17 protein-coding genes, 1 tRNA gene and 1 pseudogene are annotated in these 19,034 nt (G+C 66.2%); all 19 read right to left on the bottom strand.

The genetic code is table 11. The annotated features are described in order from the left end of the window. A pseudogene (gene dctQ / locus HMPREF2581_RS22375) lies at positions 1-273 on the bottom strand (C4-dicarboxylate TRAP transporter small permease protein DctQ); the annotation flags it as partial. 18 nt (positions 274-291) lie between these two features. Next, the gene (gene dctP, locus HMPREF2581_RS22370; protein WP_003105525.1) at positions 292-1,287 is read right to left on the bottom strand and encodes a C4-dicarboxylate TRAP substrate-binding protein DctP; all 996 of its coding nucleotides are present in this window, start codon (positions 1,285-1,287) and stop codon (positions 292-294) included. 240 nt (positions 1,288-1,527) lie between these two features. Further along, complete coding sequence (gene dctD / locus HMPREF2581_RS22365) at positions 1,528-2,916, bottom strand: two-component system response regulator DctD (protein ID WP_003096187.1); 1,389 nt, start codon at positions 2,914-2,916, stop codon at positions 1,528-1,530. Continuing rightward, positions 2,913-4,751, bottom strand: a complete 1,839-nt coding sequence (gene dctB / locus HMPREF2581_RS22360; protein WP_003141891.1) for a two-component system sensor histidine kinase DctB — start codon at positions 4,749-4,751, stop codon at positions 2,913-2,915. The genes dctD and dctB overlap by 4 nt, the downstream gene beginning before the upstream one ends. Before the next feature lie 59 nt (positions 4,752-4,810). Then, on the bottom strand, positions 4,811-5,356 hold the full coding sequence (gene rfbC, locus HMPREF2581_RS22355) for a dTDP-4-dehydrorhamnose 3,5-epimerase (RefSeq protein ID WP_003096184.1): 546 nt from the start codon (positions 5,354-5,356) through the stop codon (positions 4,811-4,813). Beyond that, positions 5,356-6,237 (bottom strand): glucose-1-phosphate thymidylyltransferase RfbA, encoded by an 882-nt coding sequence (gene rfbA, locus HMPREF2581_RS22350; RefSeq protein WP_003096181.1) that lies wholly within the window; start codon positions 6,235-6,237, stop codon positions 5,356-5,358. The genes rfbC and rfbA overlap by 1 nt, the downstream gene beginning before the upstream one ends. After that, positions 6,234-7,142 (bottom strand): dTDP-4-dehydrorhamnose reductase, encoded by a 909-nt coding sequence (gene rfbD, locus HMPREF2581_RS22345; protein WP_003141888.1) that lies wholly within the window; start codon positions 7,140-7,142, stop codon positions 6,234-6,236. The genes rfbA and rfbD overlap by 4 nt, the downstream gene beginning before the upstream one ends. Continuing rightward, entirely contained in the window at positions 7,139-8,197 is a 1,059-nt protein-coding gene (gene rfbB, locus HMPREF2581_RS22340) for a dTDP-glucose 4,6-dehydratase (RefSeq protein WP_003096179.1), read from the bottom strand. Before rfbB ends, rfbD begins: the two co-directional genes overlap by 4 nt. A 235-nt stretch (positions 8,198-8,432) precedes the next feature. Next, a tRNA-Thr gene (locus HMPREF2581_RS22335) sits at positions 8,433-8,508 on the bottom strand. Between the two features lie 73 nt (positions 8,509-8,581). Further along, on the bottom strand, positions 8,582-10,111 hold the full coding sequence (locus HMPREF2581_RS22330) for a DHA2 family efflux MFS transporter permease subunit (protein ID WP_003141886.1): 1,530 nt from the start codon (positions 10,109-10,111) through the stop codon (positions 8,582-8,584). 10 nt (positions 10,112-10,121) lie between these two features. After that, entirely contained in the window at positions 10,122-11,306 is a 1,185-nt protein-coding gene (locus HMPREF2581_RS22325) for an HlyD/EmrA/EmrK family protein (protein ID WP_003135919.1), read from the bottom strand. 14 nt (positions 11,307-11,320) lie between these two features. Next, positions 11,321-12,799, bottom strand: a complete 1,479-nt coding sequence (locus HMPREF2581_RS22320) for an efflux transporter outer membrane subunit (RefSeq protein ID WP_003141885.1) — start codon at positions 12,797-12,799, stop codon at positions 11,321-11,323. A 3-nt stretch (positions 12,800-12,802) separates the two neighbouring features. Further along, on the bottom strand, positions 12,803-13,273 hold the full coding sequence (locus HMPREF2581_RS22315) for a MarR family winged helix-turn-helix transcriptional regulator (protein ID WP_003110596.1): 471 nt from the start codon (positions 13,271-13,273) through the stop codon (positions 12,803-12,805). Positions 13,274-13,676: 403 nt separating this feature from the next. Beyond that, entirely contained in the window at positions 13,677-14,897 is a 1,221-nt protein-coding gene (locus HMPREF2581_RS22310; protein ID WP_010792271.1) for a methyltransferase, read from the bottom strand. Between the two features lie 68 nt (positions 14,898-14,965). Then, positions 14,966-15,658 carry an ABC transporter permease gene (locus HMPREF2581_RS22305; RefSeq protein WP_003096163.1) on the bottom strand — a complete coding sequence of 231 codons (693 nt, stop codon included), beginning with the start codon at positions 15,656-15,658 and terminating at the stop codon, positions 14,966-14,968. Beyond that, positions 15,655-16,350: an ABC transporter permease gene (locus tag HMPREF2581_RS22300; protein ID WP_003105543.1), complete on the bottom strand. Its 696-nt coding sequence runs from the start codon at positions 16,348-16,350 to the stop codon at positions 15,655-15,657. Before HMPREF2581_RS22300 ends, HMPREF2581_RS22305 begins: the two co-directional genes overlap by 4 nt. Positions 16,351-16,411: 61 nt before the next feature. After that, positions 16,412-17,164, bottom strand: coding sequence for an ABC transporter substrate-binding protein (locus HMPREF2581_RS22295; protein ID WP_003096156.1), 753 nt, complete (start codon positions 17,162-17,164; stop codon positions 16,412-16,414). 14 nt (positions 17,165-17,178) lie between these two features. Then, entirely contained in the window at positions 17,179-17,952 is a 774-nt protein-coding gene (locus HMPREF2581_RS22290) for an ABC transporter ATP-binding protein (protein WP_003096153.1), read from the bottom strand. Positions 17,953-18,200: 248 nt separating this feature from the next. Continuing rightward, positions 18,201-18,890 (bottom strand): DUF502 domain-containing protein, encoded by a 690-nt coding sequence (locus HMPREF2581_RS22285; RefSeq protein ID WP_003141884.1) that lies wholly within the window; start codon positions 18,888-18,890, stop codon positions 18,201-18,203. Positions 18,891-19,034: the final 144 nt, after the last annotated feature.

The following is a 19,034-nucleotide window of genomic DNA, read 5'->3' as shown; positions in this document are numbered from 1 at the left end:
TACGCCGTAGGCGATGCCGAGGAAGATCAGCCAGGCGAACAGGGCCTTGGTCAGGGCGTTACTCCAGGTCATCTCCTGGGCCAGGCTGAGGATGGCGTCGCCGATGGCGAGCAGCGTCTCGTTGCCGCCCTCCCAGAGGTCGGCGAGATCGTAGAACAGCGTGTAGAGGTTGTTGAGGACCACATAAACGAAGGTAACCAGCGTCATGGCGGCGAGGAGGAAGGCGATCAGGCCTTCCTCCAGGCGCGCCCAGACGCGCGCGAGCGCGTGCATGGGCTTTCCCTCTTCTTCTTATTGAGCCTGGTTGGCGGCTTCGGCGGCCTTGATCAGGTCGGCGCCGATCTCACCTTCGAACTTCTTCCACACCGGCTGCATGGCCTTGCGCCATTCGGCCCGCTGTTCGGGAGTGAGTTCGATGATCTCGCTGGTCTTGGCCTCGACGATGCGCTGCTTGTCGCCCTGGTTGAGCGCCTCGGCCTGCTTGTTCACCTCCACGGTCACCTCGTCCATGGTCTTGGCCAGAACGCCGCGCACGTCTTCCGGCAGGCCGTTCCAGAACTTGGTGTTGGTGATCACCATGTAGTCCAGCACGCCGTGGTCGGATTCGGTGATGTACTTCTGCACTTCGTGCATCTTCTGCGAGTAGATGTTCGACCAGGGGTTCTCGGTACCGTTGACCACGCCGGTCTGCAGGCCCTGGTAGACCTCGGCGAAGCTCATCTTGCGCGGGTTGGCGCGCACCGCCTTGAACTGTTCCTCGAGCACCTTGGAGGCCTGCACGCGGAACTTCAGGCCGCGGGCGTCCTTCGGCTCGCGCAGGGGCTTGTTGGCGGACAGTTGCTTCATCCCGTTGTGCCAGTAGCCGAGGCCGGTGATGCCCTTGTCCTGCATCGAGGTCAGCAGCTCCTTGCCCTGCGGGCTCTGCTGGAAGCGGTCGACCGCCTGGATGTTGTCGAACAGGAACGGCAGGTCGAAGATCTGCAGTTTCTTGGTGTACTGCTCGAACTTGGCCAGCGACGGCGCGATGATCTGCACGTCGCCTAGCAGCAGGGCCTCCATTTCCTTGCCGTCGCCGAACAGCGACGAGTTCGGGTAGACCTCCACCTTGACCTTGCCCGGTAGGCGTTCCTCCACCAGTTTCTTGAACAGCAGCGCGCCCTGGCCCTTGGGCGTGTGCTCGGCGACGACGTGGGAGAACTTGATGACGATCGGGTCGGCCGCCTGGACGATTCCGGCGACGGTCAGGGAAAGTGCGCAGACGAGCGCCTTCGCGGTGTGCTTGAGCATGAGACTTCCTCTTTGTTCTTGTCTGTCTTTTATGAAGAGGACAGATGTCCTCTCGGCGTGGCCGAACAAGGGAAGTCTAGGCAGCGCAGCGGCAGATGCTGCGTGAATCGGAAAAGCGCCTGGTCTTCTGCTTGTTGGAACGCTCGGGAAGCAGTGAGCAAGCCCTGTGCCAGTCGGGCAAGGGCGTGCAGGGGAGATGCTGCGGGCGCGAATGGCGAACGGCTGGCGGTATTCCGCCATTCATTCGCCATCATCTGGCGGATTCTCGCCAGGCGTGTTGAACGGCAGGCCGTGCTTGCGCAGCTTGTCGTGCAGGGTCTTGCGCGGGATACCGAGGGCCTCGGCGACGCTACGCAGCGAATTGTGCGGGCGTTCCAGCTCGGCGGCGATCAGCGAGCGTTCGAAGGCCTCGACCTTGGCGCTGAGGTTGTGCGGCTCGTCGGCGGCGTCGGGCAGGACTCCGTCGTCCAGGCTCAGGCCGAGGCCCAGGGCGAAGCGCTCGGCGGCGTTCTGCAATTCGCGCACGTTGCCCGGCCAGTCGTAGGCCAGCAGGCGCGCCGACTGGCCGGCGTCCAGTTCGCGTGGCGTCAGGCCATGGCGCATGGCGCCGGCTTCGGCGAAATGGCGGAACAGCAGCGGGATGTCCTCGCCGCGCTCGCGCAGCGGTGGGATGCGCAAGCTGGCGACGTTGAGGCGGTAATAGAGGTCGGCGCGGAAGCGGCCCTGGTCGGCGGCCTGGCGCAGGTCTTCCTTGGTTGCCGCGATGATGCGGATATCCAGCGGGATCAGCTGGTTGGAGCCGAGCCGCTCGACTACCCGTTCCTGCAGCAGGCGCAACAGCTTGACCTGCACGTCCAGGCTCATGCTCTCGATCTCGTCGAGGAACAGGGTGCCGCCATTGGCGTACTCGAACTTGCCGATGCGGCGCTTCTGCGCGCCGGTGAAGGCGCCGGCCTCGTGGCCGAACAGTTCGCTTTCCACCACCGATTCGGCGAGAGCGCCGGCGTTGATCGCGACGAACGGTCCGTCGCGTCGGCTCGACAGGTCATGCAGGGCCCGCGCGACCACCTCCTTGCCGGCGCCGGTTTCGCCAAGGACCAGCACGTCGGCCTGGATCGCCGCCAGCGAGCCGACCTGCTCGCGCAGGCGCTGCATGCCGGCCGAGCGTCCGATCAGGCGCCCATGCAGTTCGTGGCGTTCGGCCAGGGCCAGGCGCAGGGTGCGGTTCTCCAGGACCAGCCGGCGCACCTCCAGGGCGCGGCGCACGCTGTCGAGCAGGGCGTCGCTGGGAAAGGGCTTTTCCAGGAAGTCGTAGGCGCCGCCGCGCATGGCCTGGACCGCCAGCGGCACGTCGCCGTGGCCGGTGATCAGGATCACCGGCAGGTCGGCGTCCTGTTCGTGCAATTGGCGGAGCAGTTCCATGCCATCGATGCCGGGCATGCGGATGTCGCTGACCACCACCCCGGGCCAGTCCTTGCACTGCGCGGTATCCAGCTGGCGCGCGTCGTCCAGGGTCGCGACCTTGAGCCCGGCGAGGTCGAGCGTCTGGCGCAGGGCCTGGCGCAGGTGCGGATCGTCGTCGATCAGCAGGACCTGGGTCTGGGCATCGAATGGCGCGAAGGGACTCATGCGCGGGTTTCCTCCTGGGGCATGGCGGCGACGCCGGGAACTCCCGGCAGCAAGTGCAGGCGCACCACGGCGCCGCCTTCGAGATGGTTGCCCATTTCCAGGCGGCCGCCGAGGGCGCGCAATAGGTTATCGCAGATGGCCAGGCCGAGGCCGAGCCCTTTGGCGGTGGTCTTGGTGGTGAAGAAGGGTTCGTGGGCGTGGGCCAGGGCGTCCTCGGAAAACCCCGGGCCGTTGTCGCGCAGGGTCAGGATCACGCCGTGCTGGTCCTGGCTGGCGATCACCCACAGGCGCCGTGGCGGAGCTTTCTCGGCGAGCGCGTCGAGGGCATTGGTGAGCAGGTTGCCGAGGATCTGCCGCAAGCGGGTCTCGCCGGCCTGGACCCACAGCGGGGCGTCCGGCACGTCGCGCAGCAGTTCGACGTTCATCGCCCGCCGCCGACTGGCGAGCATCGACAGGGCGTCCTCGATCGCCGGCTGCAGCTGCACGTTCTCCGGCGCCCGGCGCGCACCGCGAGCATAGGCCTTGAGGTGGGCGATGATCGAGGCCATGCGGGTGGTGAGGTCGCTGATCTGCTCGAGATTGCCGCGGGCGTCTTCGGTGCGCTGGTGGTCGAGCAGCACCCGGGCGTTGTCGGCGTAGCTGCGGATCGCCGCCAGCGGCTGGTTGAGTTCGTGGCTGATGCTCGCCGACATGGTGCCGAGGGCCGTGAGCTTGCCGGCCTGGACCACTTCGTCCTGGGCGCGCATCAGCTCGCGCTGGGCCTGCTCGCGTTCGTGGACTTCCTGCTGCAACTGCGCGTTGGCGTTCTCCAGCTCGCGGGTGCGTTCCAGTACGCGCTCTTCCAACTGGCGCTTGGCCTCGGCCTCGAGAGCGATGCGGTCCAGGTAGTGACGGCGGCTGAGGGTCAGCAGGGTAAGCAGCAGGAGCAGGGCGAGCAGGGTCGCGCCGCCGATCAGCAGGACGCTGCGCACCGGCCGTTCGATGAGTGTGCGGGGGGCGTAGATGCTCACCGTCCAGCCGGTTTCCGGTAGCGTCCGGCTCTGGCTGAGCCAGGCGCTCTGCTGCAGGCGCAGGGGCTTCGGGTCCTGCACCGGGTAGGGGATGTTGGCGTGGATCTCGTCGCGCTCCGCCGCGCTCAGCGGCCGACTGGCATGGAAGCGCCAATCCTCGCGCGAGGAGAGGATCACCACGCCGTAGTTGTCTATCACCAGCAGTTGCTCCGGGGAATTGCCCCAGAGCCGTTCGATGTGTTCGAGATCGACCTTCACCACCAGCACGCCGATGATCCGCGAGCCTTCCTTCACCGCACTGGCGAAGTAGTAGCCGCGCTTGATCGAGGTGGTGCCCAGGCCGAAGAAGCGCGCCAGGCGGCCCTGCATGGCCTCGCGATAATAGGGGCGGAAGGCGAAGTTGCGGTGGACGAAACTGTCCGCCTGGGCCCAGTTGGAGGCGACCTGGGTGGTGCCGTCCGGTTGCAGCAGGTAGATCACGTCGGCGCCGGTGCGTCGGCGGATGTCGGCCAGCGCCTCGTTGGCGATCTTCTGCAGCAACGGGTCGCCAGGTTGTTGCAGGGCCTGGCGCAGCACCGGCAGGCCGCCGAGGATCTGCGGCAGTTCTTCGTAGCGGCGCAGCGTACCGAGCAGATTGGCGACGTAGAGGTCGAGCGTCTGGCGGTTCTGCTCGGCCAACTGCTCGCTGTAGTAGCGCTCGGCGAAATATTGCAGGGGCCAGAGCAGCGGCGCGAGAAGCAGGGCGAGGATGACCAGCGAGCGCCAGCGATGGAAATAGGCTTTCAAGACGAACGAACCTGCCGTGGCTGCGAGTATCCGGGGCATCCCGGACGGGATGCCCTAAATTATCACGCCTTGCGCCGAGGCCGGTCGCTCCCTGCCGTTCAGGGGAAGCAGTCGGCGTCGGCGAATGCCTTGCCCTGGCGGTCCTTCTCCGAAAGCAGGGGGGCATCCTGCAGCGGCCAGTCGATCTTCAGCTCGGGATCGTTCCAGACGATGCAGCGTTCGTGTTCCGGCGCCCAGAAGTCGGTGGTCTTGTAGAGGAACTCGGCGTATTCGCTGAGCACCACGAAGCCGTGCGCGAAGCCGGCCGGAATCCACATCTGGCGCTTGTTCTCCGCGCTCAGGCGTTCGCCTACCCACTGGCCGAAGGTCGGCGAGCCGCGACGCAGGTCGACGGCCACGTCGAATACCTCGCCGAGGGTGGCGCGCACCAGTTTTCCCTGGGCTTGCCGGATCTGGTAGTGCAGGCCGCGGAGGACGCCACGGGCGGAACGCGAATGGTTGTCCTGGACGAAGCTGACCGGATGACCGCAGGCCTCCTCGAAGGCGCGCTGGTTGTAGCTTTCGAAGAAGAATCCGCGATCGTCGCCGAACACCCGGGGTTCGAAGAGGATGACGTCGGGGATTGCCAGGCGGGTCGCTTTCATCAGTACACGGTCTCGGTCAGCAGGCGCTTGAGGTATTGGCCGTAGCCGTTCTTGGCCAGCGGCGCGGCGAGTTTTTCCAGTTGCGCGGCGTCGATCCACTTCTGCCGGTAGGCGATCTCTTCCGGGCAGGCCACCTTGAGTCCCTGGCGGTTCTCCAGGGTGGCGATGAACTGGCCGGCCTCGAGCAGCGAATCGTGGGTGCCGGTATCCAGCCAGGCGTAGCCGCGGCCCATGATCTCCACGCTGAGCTGGCCGCGCTCCAGGTAGGCGCGGTTGACGTCGGTGATCTCCAGCTCGCCGCGCGGCGAAGGCTTCAGGTCCCTCGCGATGTCCACCACCTGCTGGTCGTAGAAATACAGGCCGGTGACCGCGTAGTTCGACTTCGGCTTCAGTGGCTTCTCTTCCAGGCTGATGGCCTTGCCGCCCTGGTCGAACTCGACCACGCCGTAGCGCTCCGGGTCCAGCACGTGGTAGGCGAAGACGCTGGCGCCGGTCTGGCGCTGCGAAGCGCTGCCGAGCAACTCGTGGAAGTCGTGGCCGTAATAGAGGTTGTCGCCCAGGACCAGCGCGCTGAGGTCGTTGCCGATGAACGACTCGCCGATCAGGAAGGCCTGGGCCAGGCCGTCCGGCGACGGTTGCACGGCATATTGCAGGTCCAGGCCCCAGTTCGAACCGTCGCCCAGCAACTGCTGGAAGCGTGGGGTGTCCTGTGGGGTCGAGATGATCAGTATCTCGCGGATGCCCGCCAGCATCAGGGTACTGAGCGGGTAGTAGATCATCGGCTTGTCGTACACCGGCAGCAGCTGCTTGGAGATGGCCAGCGTTGCCGGGTGCAGGCGGGTGCCCGAGCCTCCGGCGAGGATGATGCCCTTGCGTTTCATAGTGGTCCCTGCTCGCTCAGTTCCTGGATCATGCGTCCGGCATGGTAGCGCCAGTCGGGCAGTACCAGGCCGAAGACCTGTTGCAGCTTGTGGTTGTCGAGGCGCGAATTGGCCGGGCGCTTCGCCGGCACCGGGTAATCCTCGGTGGCAATCGGCAGGACCCGCTGCGGCGTCGCCTGCAATTCCCAGCCCCGCTCCAGCGCCTGTTCGATGACGAAGCGCGCATAGAGGTGCCAGGACGTCTCGCCGCTGGCGACCAGGTGGTAGGTGCCGCTGGCCCGTGCTGCCAGCTCGGCATCCCAGCGCAGACGCTGCAGGGCCTGGGCGGTGACGTCGGCGATCAGCTCGGCGCTGGTCGGCGCGCCGAACTGGTCGGCCACGACCTTGAGTTCGTCGCGTTGCCCGGCCAGGCGCAGCATGGTCTTGGCGAAGTTCCCGCCGCGCGCGGCGTAGACCCAACTGGTGCGGAAGATCAGGTGGCGGCAGCCGCTGGCGCGGATGGCCTGCTCGCCTTCCAGCTTGGTCTGCCCGTAGACGCTCAGCGGGCCGGTCGGCGCGTCCTCGGCGAAAGGCGCGCTGCCCGCGCCGTCGAACACGTAGTCGGTGGAGTAATGCACCAGCCAGGCGCCGCAGGCCGCGGCCTCCTCGGCCAGTACCGCGACGGCGCGGGCATTGATCAGGCGGGCGTTGTCGGCATCGCTCTCGGCCTTGTCCACCGCGGTGTAGGCGCCGGCGTTGACGATGAACTGCGGCCGCTCGGCGCGAACCAGTCGCGCCAGGCCTTCGGGGTCGGCGAGATCGGCGCGCCGGCGGTCGCAGACCAGCAGTTCGCCCAGCGGCGCCAGGGCGCGCTGCAGCTCCCAGCCGACCTGGCCGTTGGCGCCGAGGAGAAGGATCCGGTTCATGCGTACTGCTTACCCACCCACTCGCGGTAGGCACCGCTGGTTACGTTGGCCACCCAGTCCTGGTTGTCCAGGTACCAGCGCACGGTCTTGCGGATGCCGGTCTCGAAGGTTTCCGCCGGCTTCCAGCCCAGCTCGCGCTCCAGGCGCGTGGCATCGATGGCGTAGCGGCGATCATGGCCCGGACGATCCTTGACGAAGGTGATCTGCTCGCGATAGCTGCGGCCGTCGGCGCGCGGCTGCTCCTGGTCGAGGATGGCGCAGAGGGTCTCGACCACGTCGAGGTTGGCCTTTTCGTTCCAGCCGCCGACATTGTAGGTCTCGCCCAGTTGCCCGGCTTCGAGGACCCGGCGGATGGCGCTGCAATGGTCCTTGACGTAGAGCCAGTCGCGGATCTGCTGGCCGTCGCCGTAGATCGGCAGCGGCTTGCCGGCCAGGGCGTTGTGGATCACCAGTGGGATGAGCTTTTCCGGGAAGTGGTACGGGCCGTAGTTGTTCGAGCAGTTGGTGGTCAGCACCGGCAGCCCGTAGGTGTGGTGATAGGCCCGCACCAGGTGGTCGGAGGCCGCCTTGGACGCCGAGTAGGGACTGTTCGGCTCGTAGCGGTTGTTCTCGGTGAAGGCCGGATCGCTCGGTGCCAGCGAGCCATAGACTTCGTCGGTGGAGACGTGGAGGAAGCGGAATGCCGCCTTCGCTTCCGGCTCCAGCGCGCCCCAGTAGGCGCGCACTTCTTCCAGCAGGCGGAAGGTGCCGACGATGTTGGTCTGGATGAAGTCCTCGGGGCCGTGGATCGAGCGGTCCACATGAGATTCCGCGGCGAAGTTGAGGATCGCCCGCGGCTGGTGCTCGGCGAGCAGGCGGGCTACCAGCTGGCTATCGCCGATATCGCCGGCGACGAAGGTGTGCCGGGCGTCGCCGTCGAGGCTGGCGAGGTTCTGCCGGTTGCCGGCGTAGGTGAGCTTGTCGAGGCTGACCACCGGCTCGTCATGCAGGGCCAGCCAGTCGAGCACGAAATTGGCGCCGATGAAGCCGGCGCTGCCGGTCACGAGAATCGTCATGAGTCATACCTTGTTCAAGCAGTGGTTGTCCGTAGGGCTGCTTCGACACGTCCCGCCAAGGTGTACCAATCGATCGTGAAGACGACGATTAGTACGGGAAAAATGGCGATCCTGCCAACCCCAGATCTGGTAGGTGCATCTGACCCGGCATTCTATTCGAAGTGCCATCACTGGGTAGAAAGGAAGCAGGATAAAACAAAAAGCCCCGCGCGAGGCGGGGCTTTTCGGGGATTCGTGGTGCCGGCACCAGGAGTCGAACCCGGGACCTACTGATTACAAGTCAGTTGCTCTACCAGCTGAGCTATACCGGCGAAGAGGGCGACATTATAGCCAGCCGCCGCCAGGAGTAAACCACTGATTTTCCTGCCCGAATGCCGTTCGTCCTCAGTGCCCGGAGGCGGCCGCGCCGGGCTTGGCGCCGAACGGCGGGCGGGCCAGCCAGATGATCACCAGCAGGGCGAGGAACAGCCAGCCGAGCATGGTGAAGTAGTCGATGGTGGACATCATGTAGGCCTGGCTCTGCACCATCCGGTCGAGCAGCGCCGCGTTCGCCTGGGTGTTGCCGCCGAGCTGGGCGAGGGTTTCGTGGGTGGCCGGGTCGTAGAGGCTGATGTTTTCGCTGAGGTAGGCGTGGTGCTGGGTGGCGCGGCGGTTCCAGATCCAGGTGGTCAGCGAGGCGGCGAAGCTGCCGCCGAGGGTGCGCAGGAAGGTGGCCAGTCCGGAGCCGTCGGCGATCTGGTCGGGGGGCAGGTCGGAGAGCAGGATGCTCAGGATCGGCATGAAGAAGAACGCCACGCCGAGCCCCATGATCAACTGCACGATGGCGATGTGCTGGTAGTCGACCTCGGTGGTGAAGTTGGCGCGCATGAAGCAGGTGATGGCCATCGCCAGGAACGACAGGCCGGCGAGTATGCGCAGGTCGAAATGGTTGGCGTAGCGGCCGACCAGCGGCGAGAGGAACACCGGGAGGATGCCGATTGGCGCGGCGGCCAGCCCGGCCCAGGTGGCGGTGTAGCCCATCTGGGTCTGTAGCCATTGCGGGAGCAGCAGGTTGATGCCGAAGAATGCGGCATAGCCCAGCACCAGCGCCAGGGTGCCGGCGGCGAAGTTGCGGTGGGCGAACAGGCGCAGGTTGACGATCGGATGGCGGTCGGTGAATTCCCAGATGATGAAGAAGGCCAGGGCGATCGCCGCGATCAGCGCGCCGCCGACGATGAAGTTCGACTCGAACCAGTCCAGGTCGTTGCCCTTGTCGAGGACGATCTGCAGGGCGCCGACGCCGATCACCAGGGCGATCAGGCCGACGTAGTCCATCGGCGCCTTCTTGATCACCACCGGGCGTGCCTTCAGTTGCTGGTAGACGACGAAAGCGGCGAACAGGCCGACCGGCACGTTGATGAAGAAGATCCACGGCCAGCTGTAGTCGTCGGTGATCCAGCCGCCGAGGATCGGCCCGGCGATCGGCGCCACCACCGTGACCATCGCCAGCAGGGCCAGGGCCATGCCGCGCTTCGCCGGTGGGTAGATGGAGATCAGCAGGGTCTGGGTGATCGGATACAGCGGCCCGGCGACGAAGCCCTGCAAGGCGCGGAAGCCGACCAGAGAAGGCATCGACTGGGCGATGCCGCAGAGGAACGAGGCGAGTACGAACAGCAGCGCGGCGGCGATGAACAGGCGCACCTCGCCGACCCGCCGGGCCAGCCAGCCGGTCAGCGGCAGGGCGATGGCGTTGCTCACGGCGAACGAGGTGATCACCCAGGTGCCCTGTTCCGAACTCACCCCGAGGTTACCGGAGATGGTCGGCAGGGCGACGTTGGCGATGGTGGTATCGAGCACCTGCATGAAAGTCGCCAGGGACAGGCCGATGGTCGCCATCACCAGGCTGGGCGGGGAGAAGCTGCTGCTTTCGCTCATGCTGGCGGGCTCAACGCTGGGCGGTCTTGCCGTGGTCTTCGGCGAGGTTGGCTTCGATCAGGCGTTCGATCAGCTTGTCGGCCGAGGCCAGTTGCTGCTGGTAGACATCGGTGGAGAACAGCGCTTCGCGCGGTGGCTGCAGGGCCAGGGCCGGGCCGCTCTGGTCGTGCAGGTCGACCTTGACGTCCATCGACAGGCCGATGCGCAGCGGATGCTTCTGCAATTCTTGCGGATCGATATGGATGCGCACCGGCACCCGCTGGACGATCTTGATCCAGTTGCCGGTGGCGTTCTGCGCCGGCAGCAGGGAGAACGCGCTGCCGGTGCCCACGCCGAGGCTGTCGACGGTGCCGCTGTAGCGCACGTCGCTGCCGTAGAGGTCGGAGCGGATCTCCACCGGCTGGCCGATACGCATGTGCTTGAGCTGGGTTTCCTTGAAGTTGGCGTCGATCCAGATCTGGTCCAGCGGGACCACGGCCATCAGCGCATTGCCCGGTTGCACGCGCTGGCCGACCTGTACGCTGCGCTTGGCGACGTAGCCGGTGACCGGCGCGACGATGGTCGAACGGGCGTCGTCCAGGTAGGCCTGGCGCAGTTGCGCGGCGGCGGCCTTGACGTCCGGATGGGAGGTGATCTGGGTGTCGTCGACCAGCGCTCGATTGGTGTTCAACTGCTGTTCCGAGCTGGTCAGCGAGGCTTTCGCGCTGTCCAGCGCGTCGCGGGCGTGGGCCAGTTCCTCCTGGGAAATGGCGCCGTCGTCGGCGAGGTTCTTGCGCCGCTTGTAGTCGGCCTCGGCCTTGGCCAGCGCGACCTTGCGGGTGGCGACCTCGGCGCGATAGCCGTCGACGTTGCTGAACAGCCCGCGTACCTGGCGCACGGTGTGGGCCAGGTTGGCCTCGGCGCGCTGGAGGGCGATGTCGGCGTCGCTGGGATCGAACCTGACCAGTTCCTGGCCCTTGCGCACCAGGTCGCCGTCGTCGGCGCCGATGCTGACCACGGTGCCGACGATCTGCGGGGTGATCTGTACCACGTTGCCGTTGATGTAGGCGTCGTCGGTGTCCTCGTGCCAGCGGCCGTAGAAGAACTCCCAGGCCACGCTGGCCAGGGTGGCGAGGACGATCACGGCGAGCAGGATCAGCAACCAGCGCTTGCGCTTCGGGTTGCCGGCGGGGGTTTCGCTGTTGGCGGTAGTCATGGTGGGTGCCTCGTTCATTCTGCCGGCGCTTTCGCGGTAGCGAGCGCAGCGGAGCGGGAATCGGGTTGGAAACCGCCGCCCAGGGCCTGGACCAGCTGGACGGAAAGATCGATCTGCTGGCTCTCCAGGCTGGCCAGCTGGCGTTCGGCGACCAGCAGTTGCTGTTGCACGCTGAGGGCGTCGAGGTAGCTGCCGACGCCTTCGCCGTAGCGACGCATGGCCAGGTCGAAGTTGGACCTGGCGATATTGCGGGCCTGGCGCTGGTCGATCACCTGCTGCTCCAGGGAGCGCAACTTGCCGAGGTCGTCGCTGACCTCGCCGAGGGCCTGGACCAGCGTCTTGTTGTACTGGCCGACGGCCAGGTCGTAGTCGGCGTCGCGTTCGGCCAGGTTGGCGCGGCGGCGGCCACCGTCGAAGATCGGCAGGGAGATCGCCGGCGCCACCTGGAAGAAGCGGCTCGGCGCCTGCAACACGTCGCTGGTGTGCAGGGCGGCGAGGCCGGCCATCGCGCCGAGATTGAGGTTGGGATAGAACTCGGTCTTCGCCGAGTCGATGTTGCGGCGCGCCGCCTCGACCCGCCAGCGCGCGGCAACGATGTCGGCGCGGCGGCCGAGCAGTTCCGCCGGGAGCACCGAGGGCAGGCTCAGGCTGGCCGGGTTCAGCGGTTGCGGGCGCTGCAGTTCGAGACCGCGATCGGGCCCCTTGCCCAGCAGCACGGCGAGGGCGATGCGGGCGCTGGCGATGTCCTGCTCGGCGGCGCTGAGCTGCTGGCGGGCGGTAGCCAGCTGGGTCTGCGTCTGTTGCAGCTGGACCTTGCTGTCGAGCCCGGCGCTCATGCGCTTCTGGCTCAGCTCGGTCATGCGCTGCGAGCGCTTCAGTTCTTCCTCGGCGAGATCGCGCACGGTAAAGGCATGGGCGAGGTCGCTGTAGGCGCGGGCGATGCTTGCCGAGAGGCCGATGCGCGCGGCCTGGCTGTCGATCCGGGCGGCATTGGCCTGGCCGAGGGCGGCTTCCCAGGCGGCGCGCTCGCCGCCCCAGAGGTCGAAGTCGTAGTTGAAGCCGAGCGACAGGTACTTGATCGCCGAATAGCGGCCGCCGAGCGGTGCCGGGGCCACGCTGGTCGGCGCGCGGATGCCGGAGTAGCTGGCCTTGGCGTCCAGCGTCGGCTGGCGCGCGGCATCTTGCGCCTGGGCCGTTGCCGCCGCCTGGCGCGCACGCGCCTCGGCGATCTGCAGGTCGGGGGTGCCTTGCAGGGCTTCGCCGATCAGTTGGTCGAGCTGCCGGTCGCCGAGCCCGGTCCACCAGTCCTGGCGCGGCCAGGCCGCTGGTGAAAGGGCTACGCCGTCCAGGCTCCTGCCCGCCTGGAGGGCGCCTGCCGGTTGCAGTCGGGCGTTCGGTTCCAGGCCTTCGGAAGTGACGCAGCCGGCGGCCAGCAGTATCGCCGAGGCCAGCACCAATCGCTGCGGCCAGGGATGGAGAAGAGGGAACGGCATGGATCAGGACTCCTGCAGGCTGGCCCTAGGGCAGCCGGCGTGTAGCAGAACCTTGGTCAGCAGATGGGTCAGCGTCTGCAATTCTTCCGTGCTCAGGCAGGCGACCAGCTCGTTCATCGCCGCCGAGGCGATCAGCGGAAGCTGCTCCTGGACCTTCCGTCCCGCTTCGCTGAGATCCAGGCGCAGGCAACGGCGGTCTTCGGGACAGCGGCCGCGCAGCAGCAGCCCTTTTTTCTCCAGGCGCGCCAGCATGCGAGTCATCGAGCCGCTGTCCACCGACAGCTCGCGACACAGTTCGACCGGACTGTTGGCACGGTTGAGACCGACGAAGATCAGCACCTTGAACTGGGCGGCGGTTATGTCCAGCGCGGCGAGGTGCTTCTCGAGGATGCGGTCCTTGGTCGCGGCACTGACGCCGATGAGCTGGCCAATGGAGCCCTTGAAGGGAAAGTCGGAGGCGCTGTAGTGACCCATGGTGGAGGGGATCGCTGTCTAGGCAGGGAAAGTGTTTCAAAATAATACTGCCTAGGCAGCGATTAACAAGAGGTCAACCGTTGCAATAAAAGAACAATCCGTTCCTTCGAACGTCATACGATGCCGTTTTGCAACTATTGTCGGTGCTGAAGTCCACTTTCGGATTAACCGGAAAGCCAGGCTTATGCACAAGTGGGCAAGGGATAGGAAGGAAACGCTCTAAGAGTCGCTGCGGTTATTTCGGTTGTTAACAAGATATTGTTTTATATGGATTTTATTTTTTCTGTTCATTTTTTGAACAGCATTGACCGCCCCTGGATACGGGCCCCTCGGCAGATGTTTCCCAGAACTTGTCACCAGACTTATCCACAGGTTGTGTGGGCAACCATCCGGAACACCCGTATCAGCTGCGCTCCGCAAGGATCAGCAGGTTTCGCGGAGACAGGGAGGTCGGACAGAACTCGCCCAGGCGGACGCTATAGCCCTGTTCGACCAGATACAGGCAGCGGTCCAGCAGCAGCCAGAGTTCCAGCGGGCGGCGGAACAGGGCGCGCACCAGTTCCAGGTTGCGAACCATCGCCAGGCGCTTCCAGCCGGCCGCTTCCAGCGCCTGCCAGTCGCGCGCGGCCGGTTCGGGAAGTCCCTTGAGGGCGGCGAGTTCGCGACAGTAGTCGGCGTATGGACGTTCCAGCCAGGCCACCGGAAGGGAAGGCACGCTGAGGTACTGGTCGATTCCGCGTAGCTCGCGCTGCAGCAGGTCGAAACCCAGGCGCCGGGCCATCGACTGGTCGCGCTGGCGACGGACCCGTTGGCTGGCGGTGACTGTCTCGCTCAGGGGCAGGCGCAGGTCGTCAAGCGATAGCGCGAGCAGCGATCGGCCTGCTGCTTGCGAGAGTGGCTGGTAGAAAGGCCCCGGAATGCGGTTGTAGCAGCATGGCGCCACCGCCAGTTGGCGACAGCCGGCCTGGCTGGCCAGGCGCAGCAGGCGCAGGTGCAGTTCGCCGCAAGCGTGCAGGGCCACCGGCGTATGCCCGGGAAGCAGGCGCTCGGCGCAGTCCGCGGCCAGCACATCCTGGCGGAGGTGGTGGGCGGAGAGTCCCAGGCGGTCGCTCAGGCGCTGTCCGTCGGCGACCAGCGCGGGATCGTGTTCGAGGCAGGTCAGCGGTTGCCCCGCATGGGCCAGCAGGCGGCCCAGATGGCCCTTGCCGGAGCACCAGTCGAGCCAGTGGACGACCGGCCGGGCGAACTGCAGGCGCCCGGCGAACAGGCCGATCTGCTGCCACTTGCGTCCCGGTACGTCGACATTGAAGCGGTTCGGTGCCTGCGGGCGTTCCGCCAATGGCAGTTCGCCGACCGCGCCCAGCGCTGCGGCCTGGGCGGCGAGCTGCGGATAAGGCGCGGGCGCGGCCAGGCGGGTGGGCTGGTTGTGCTCCGCGTCGGCCTGTTCGAGGCTGCGCCCGCGCAGCCAGGACGCCAGCTCGGCGTGTTCGGCTTCCCACGCCAGGGTCGGTTCGCTGAACGGGCGGGGTCGCCAGAGCCGCTGGTGTTCGAGGAGGAACGCGTCCAGCGCGAGGAAGCGCTGCGACAGGGCGTCGCCAGTGAGGAACGGGAAGGTTTCGGACACGATGCGAGCGGCAGCGGGAAAACGGGGCGGCGATTATAGCCGCCCCGCAGGCATCGGAAAGCACCCGCTCAGCGGCCCTGGGTAGCGTCGACCCGCAACCAGCGTTCGATCAGGCGGAAGATCCGCGTCAGCACGATGGTGATCACCAGGTACAGCGCGCCGGCCAGGCAGAAGAACAGCATCGATTCGTAGGTGCGGGCGATGATGGTCCGGGCCATGCCCATGATGTCGAACAGGGTCACGGTGTAGACCACCGCGCTGGCCTTGAGCATCAGGATCACTTCGTTGCTGTAGGCCGGCAGGCCGATGCGCACCGCGCGCGGCAGGATGATGTGCCAGAGCGCCTGGCGCCGCGACATGCCGAGGGCGCGGGCGGCCTCCACCTCGCCGACCGGCACCGAGTGGATCGCGCCGCGGAGGATCTCGGCGATATAGGCGGCGGTGTGCAGGGTCATGGTCAGCAGCGCGCACCAGTACGGATCGCGCAGGTAGGGCCAGAAGGCGCTCTTGCGCACTTCCTCGAACTGCGCCAGGCCGTAGTAGACGATGAACAGTTGCAGCAGCAGCGGCGTGCCGCGGAAGAAGAAGATGTAGGCGTACGGCACCGCGCGCACGTACCAGTGCCGCGAGGCGCGGGCGATGCCCAGCGGCAGGGCCAGGGCGAGCCCGGCGACCACCGCGATCGCCAGCAGCTCCAGGGTCAGCGCCGCGCCCTGGAGCATCTTCGGCATCCACTTGAGGATCAGCTCCCACTCGCTCATAGCTCGTTCCTCACGAAACCACGGCCGGCGCGACGTTCGAGGAAGTGCAGGGCGACCATGATGACGACCGTGAGGCTCAGGTAGATGGCGGCCGCGGTCATGTAGAAGGTGAAGGGTTCCTTGGTCGCGTTGGAGGCGACCTGCGCCTTGCGCATGATCTCGTCGAGGGTGATCAGCGACACCAGCGCGGTGTCCTTCAGCAGGATCAGGTACAGGTTGCCGAGGCCGGGCAGGGCGACCCGCCAGATCTGCGGCAGGACGATGCGCCAGAAGATCCGTCCGGGCGACAGGCCGAGCGCCTGGCCGGCCTCGCGATGGCCGCGCGGAATGGACAACAGCGCGCCGCGGAACACCTCGGTGGCGTAGGCGCCGAAGCACAGGCCGAGGGCCAGGGTGCCGGCGGCGAACGGCGAGAGTGCCAGGTCCGGCTTGCCGAAAAGGTCGCCGAGGGCGTTCAGGCCGCTCACCGTGCCGAAATAGATCATCAGTACCCAGAGCGTTTCCGGCACGCCACGGACGATGGTGGTGTAGGTGCCGCCGAGGAAGCGCAGGGCCGCGTACTTCGAAGTCTTCGCGATGGCGCCGAGGAGGCCGAGCAACAGCCCCACGCAGACCGCCGCCAGCGACAGCTTGAGGGTCATCCAGGTACCGGCGAGCAGTTGCTCGCCGAACCCATGCAGGTCGAGAATCATGAGAAGTCAGGCCTGAAGGCGGCCACCGCCGGGACGCGCCCGGCGGTGGCCTGGCTTGGCATCAATAGATGCTGAAGGGGAAGTACTTGTCGTTGATCTTCTTGTAGGTACCGTCGGCGACGATTTCCTTCAGCGCGGCGTTGAGCTTCTCGCGCAGCGGGTCGCCCTTGCGCACGGCGATACCGATCTTGTCGTTGTCGAACACCGGTTCGCCCTTGAACTCGAACTCCTTGCCGGCGTCGCTCTTCAGCCAGTCGTACTGCACGAACTTGTCGGCCAGCACGCCGTCCAGGCGCCCCGAGGAGAGGTCGAGGTAGGCGTTCTCCTGGGTGTCGTAGAGCTTGATGGTGACCACGTCGGCCATGTTGTCTTCCAGCCAGGTGCCGGCGATGGTGGCGCGCTGGGCGCCGATCACCTTGCCCTTCAGGGAGTCCTTGTCGGTCTTGAAGTCGACGCTCTTCGGCGCGACGAACTGCAGCTTGTTGGTGTAGTAGGGATCGGTGAAGTCGACCGCCTGCTTGCGCTCGTCGGTGATCGACATGGACGCGACGATGAAGTCGAACTTCTTGGCGTTCAACGCCGGGATGATGCCGTCCCAGTCGGAGGTCACCACCTCGCACTCGGTCTTCATCTTGGCGCACAGCGCCTTGCCGATGTCGAGGTCGAAGCCGACCGCCTGGCCGCTGGCATCGATGCCGTTGAAGGGCGGGTAGGCGCCTTCGGTGCCGATGCGCAGCTTGTCGGCGGCGCTGGCGTCGAGGGCGAAGGCCAGGGTTGCAGCGGCGGCCAGCAGGATCTTCTTATAGTTCTTCATGCGGTGTTGCTCCGTTAGCGGTGGCTGGACATGAACTGTTTGCAGCGCGCCGACTGGGGGTTTTCGAAAACCTGTTGCGGCGTTCCCTGCTCTTCTACCAGGCCCTGGTGGAGGAATACCACCTCGCTGGAAACCTGGCGGGCGAAGCTCATTTCGTGGGTGACCAGCAGCATGGTCCGGCCCTCTTCGGCGAGCGCACGGATCACGTTAAGCACTTCCTGTACCATTTCCGGGTCGAGCGCCGAGGTGGGCTCGTCGAACAGGATCACCTTGGGTTGCATGGCCAGGGTCCGGGCGATGGCCGCGCGCTGCTGCTGGCCGCCGGAAAGTTGCGCGGGATAGCTGTGGCGCTTGTCGGCGATGCCGACCTTGGCCAGCAGGCCCTCGGCGATCTCGATCGCTTCGGCCTTGCTCTTGCCCAGTACGCGACGCGGCGCCTCGATCACGTTGTCGAGGATGCTCATGTGCGGCCACAGGTTGAAATTCTGGAAGACGAAACCGAGTTCGCTGCGCAGCCGGTTGATCTGCTGGCTGTCGGCGGCGACCAGGTCGCCGTTCTTGCTCTTCTTCAGGCGCAGCTCTTCGCCGGAGACCAGGATCTGGCCCTGGTGCGGGTTCTCCAGCAGGTTGATGCAGCGCAGGAAGGTGGATTTGCCCGAGCCGGACGATCCGAGGATGGAGATCACGTCGCCGTCGCGGGCGGTGAGGGAGATGCCCTTGAGCACTTCGAGGTCGCCGTAGCGCTTGTGCAGGTTACGGATTTCCAGTGCGGGGGTGGCCTCGGCCATGGATTTTCCTCTTGTTATTCGGATTGGAAGGGCCTTCCTGGCGAAGGCAAGCTAGCACAGCGCTTCAACCGGAGCCAAGCAGGCGGCGTGCCTCTGGAGCGGGGTTGGCGGCATCTTGTCGCATCGCTGCAGTGCGCTGTCGCGTAGGAACAAAACTGTCGGCTTTCGAAGAAAACTCCTGGCGAACCCTGACCTGAAGCAGAGCCTGGAGGTCGGTGCGCGCCCCGTTCCCGGGCACGCGGGACCGCCTATGGAGCCGCCGGCGGCTGCTCCGCGCGCGGCTCCGCCAGCCCCTTGGCGGCGGCCAGCGGCGGTGGTGGGGTGATGCCCATCGACACATAGATGCTGGTGAAGGTGTCCATGCCGATCTGTGCCGGTTTCACCCATTCCACCGGAACGTAGAGCAGGCCGCCGCCCACCGGGATCGGCGCGGTCGGCACCAGGATCGCGTAGTGCGCGCGGCCATCCAGTTCCACCGCTTCGGGGTTGGGCATCAGCGCCAGCACGGCGGCGCCGTCGCCGCCGAAGAAACACCAAACCGGACTCATCGCGGCGATGTCGGCGTCCTGCTTCTTGTCCAGCAGGCCGACGAAACGGTCGGCCAGGTTGTACAGGTTGCCGATCAGCGGGGTACGCCGCAGGGTCAGGTCGAACAGGTTGGCCAGCGGCCGCTTCAGGCCTAGCTGTACGCCGAGGCCAAGCAGGTAGATGGCGACCAGCAGTAGCGCGGTACCGAGCAGGTAGGCCAGTGGCGAATCGCCGGCGAGCGGCTGGCCGATGGCGGCGAAGCCGCGACCGATCAGGCTGGATGGACCGACGAAGCGGTTCAGCAAGCTGACCACCCAGGCCAGCAAGGCTACGGTGAGTACCAGCGGCAGCATCACCAGCAGGCCGGCGAGCCAGGTGGTGAGCAGGGAGTTGAAGCTTTTCTTCAGCATCGATCGGGGGTCCGGACAAGGTCCGCCTAGTCTATCGGCACTGCCTGGCTCACGCTCGGCCGTTCGCCGGGATGGGCGAAAGATCCGCCGCGGCGATTCGTCATTCCTTGTAGGCTGTGCGAGTCGCGTTCATTCCAGCAGGCC

The organism is Pseudomonas sp. HMSC057H01, from assembly GCF_001836405.1.
Taxonomy (GTDB): domain Bacteria; phylum Pseudomonadota; class Gammaproteobacteria; order Pseudomonadales; family Pseudomonadaceae; genus Pseudomonas; species Pseudomonas aeruginosa.
The sequence above is the reverse complement of the archived record's forward strand: the minus strand, read 5'-3'. Positions and strand labels throughout refer to the sequence as shown.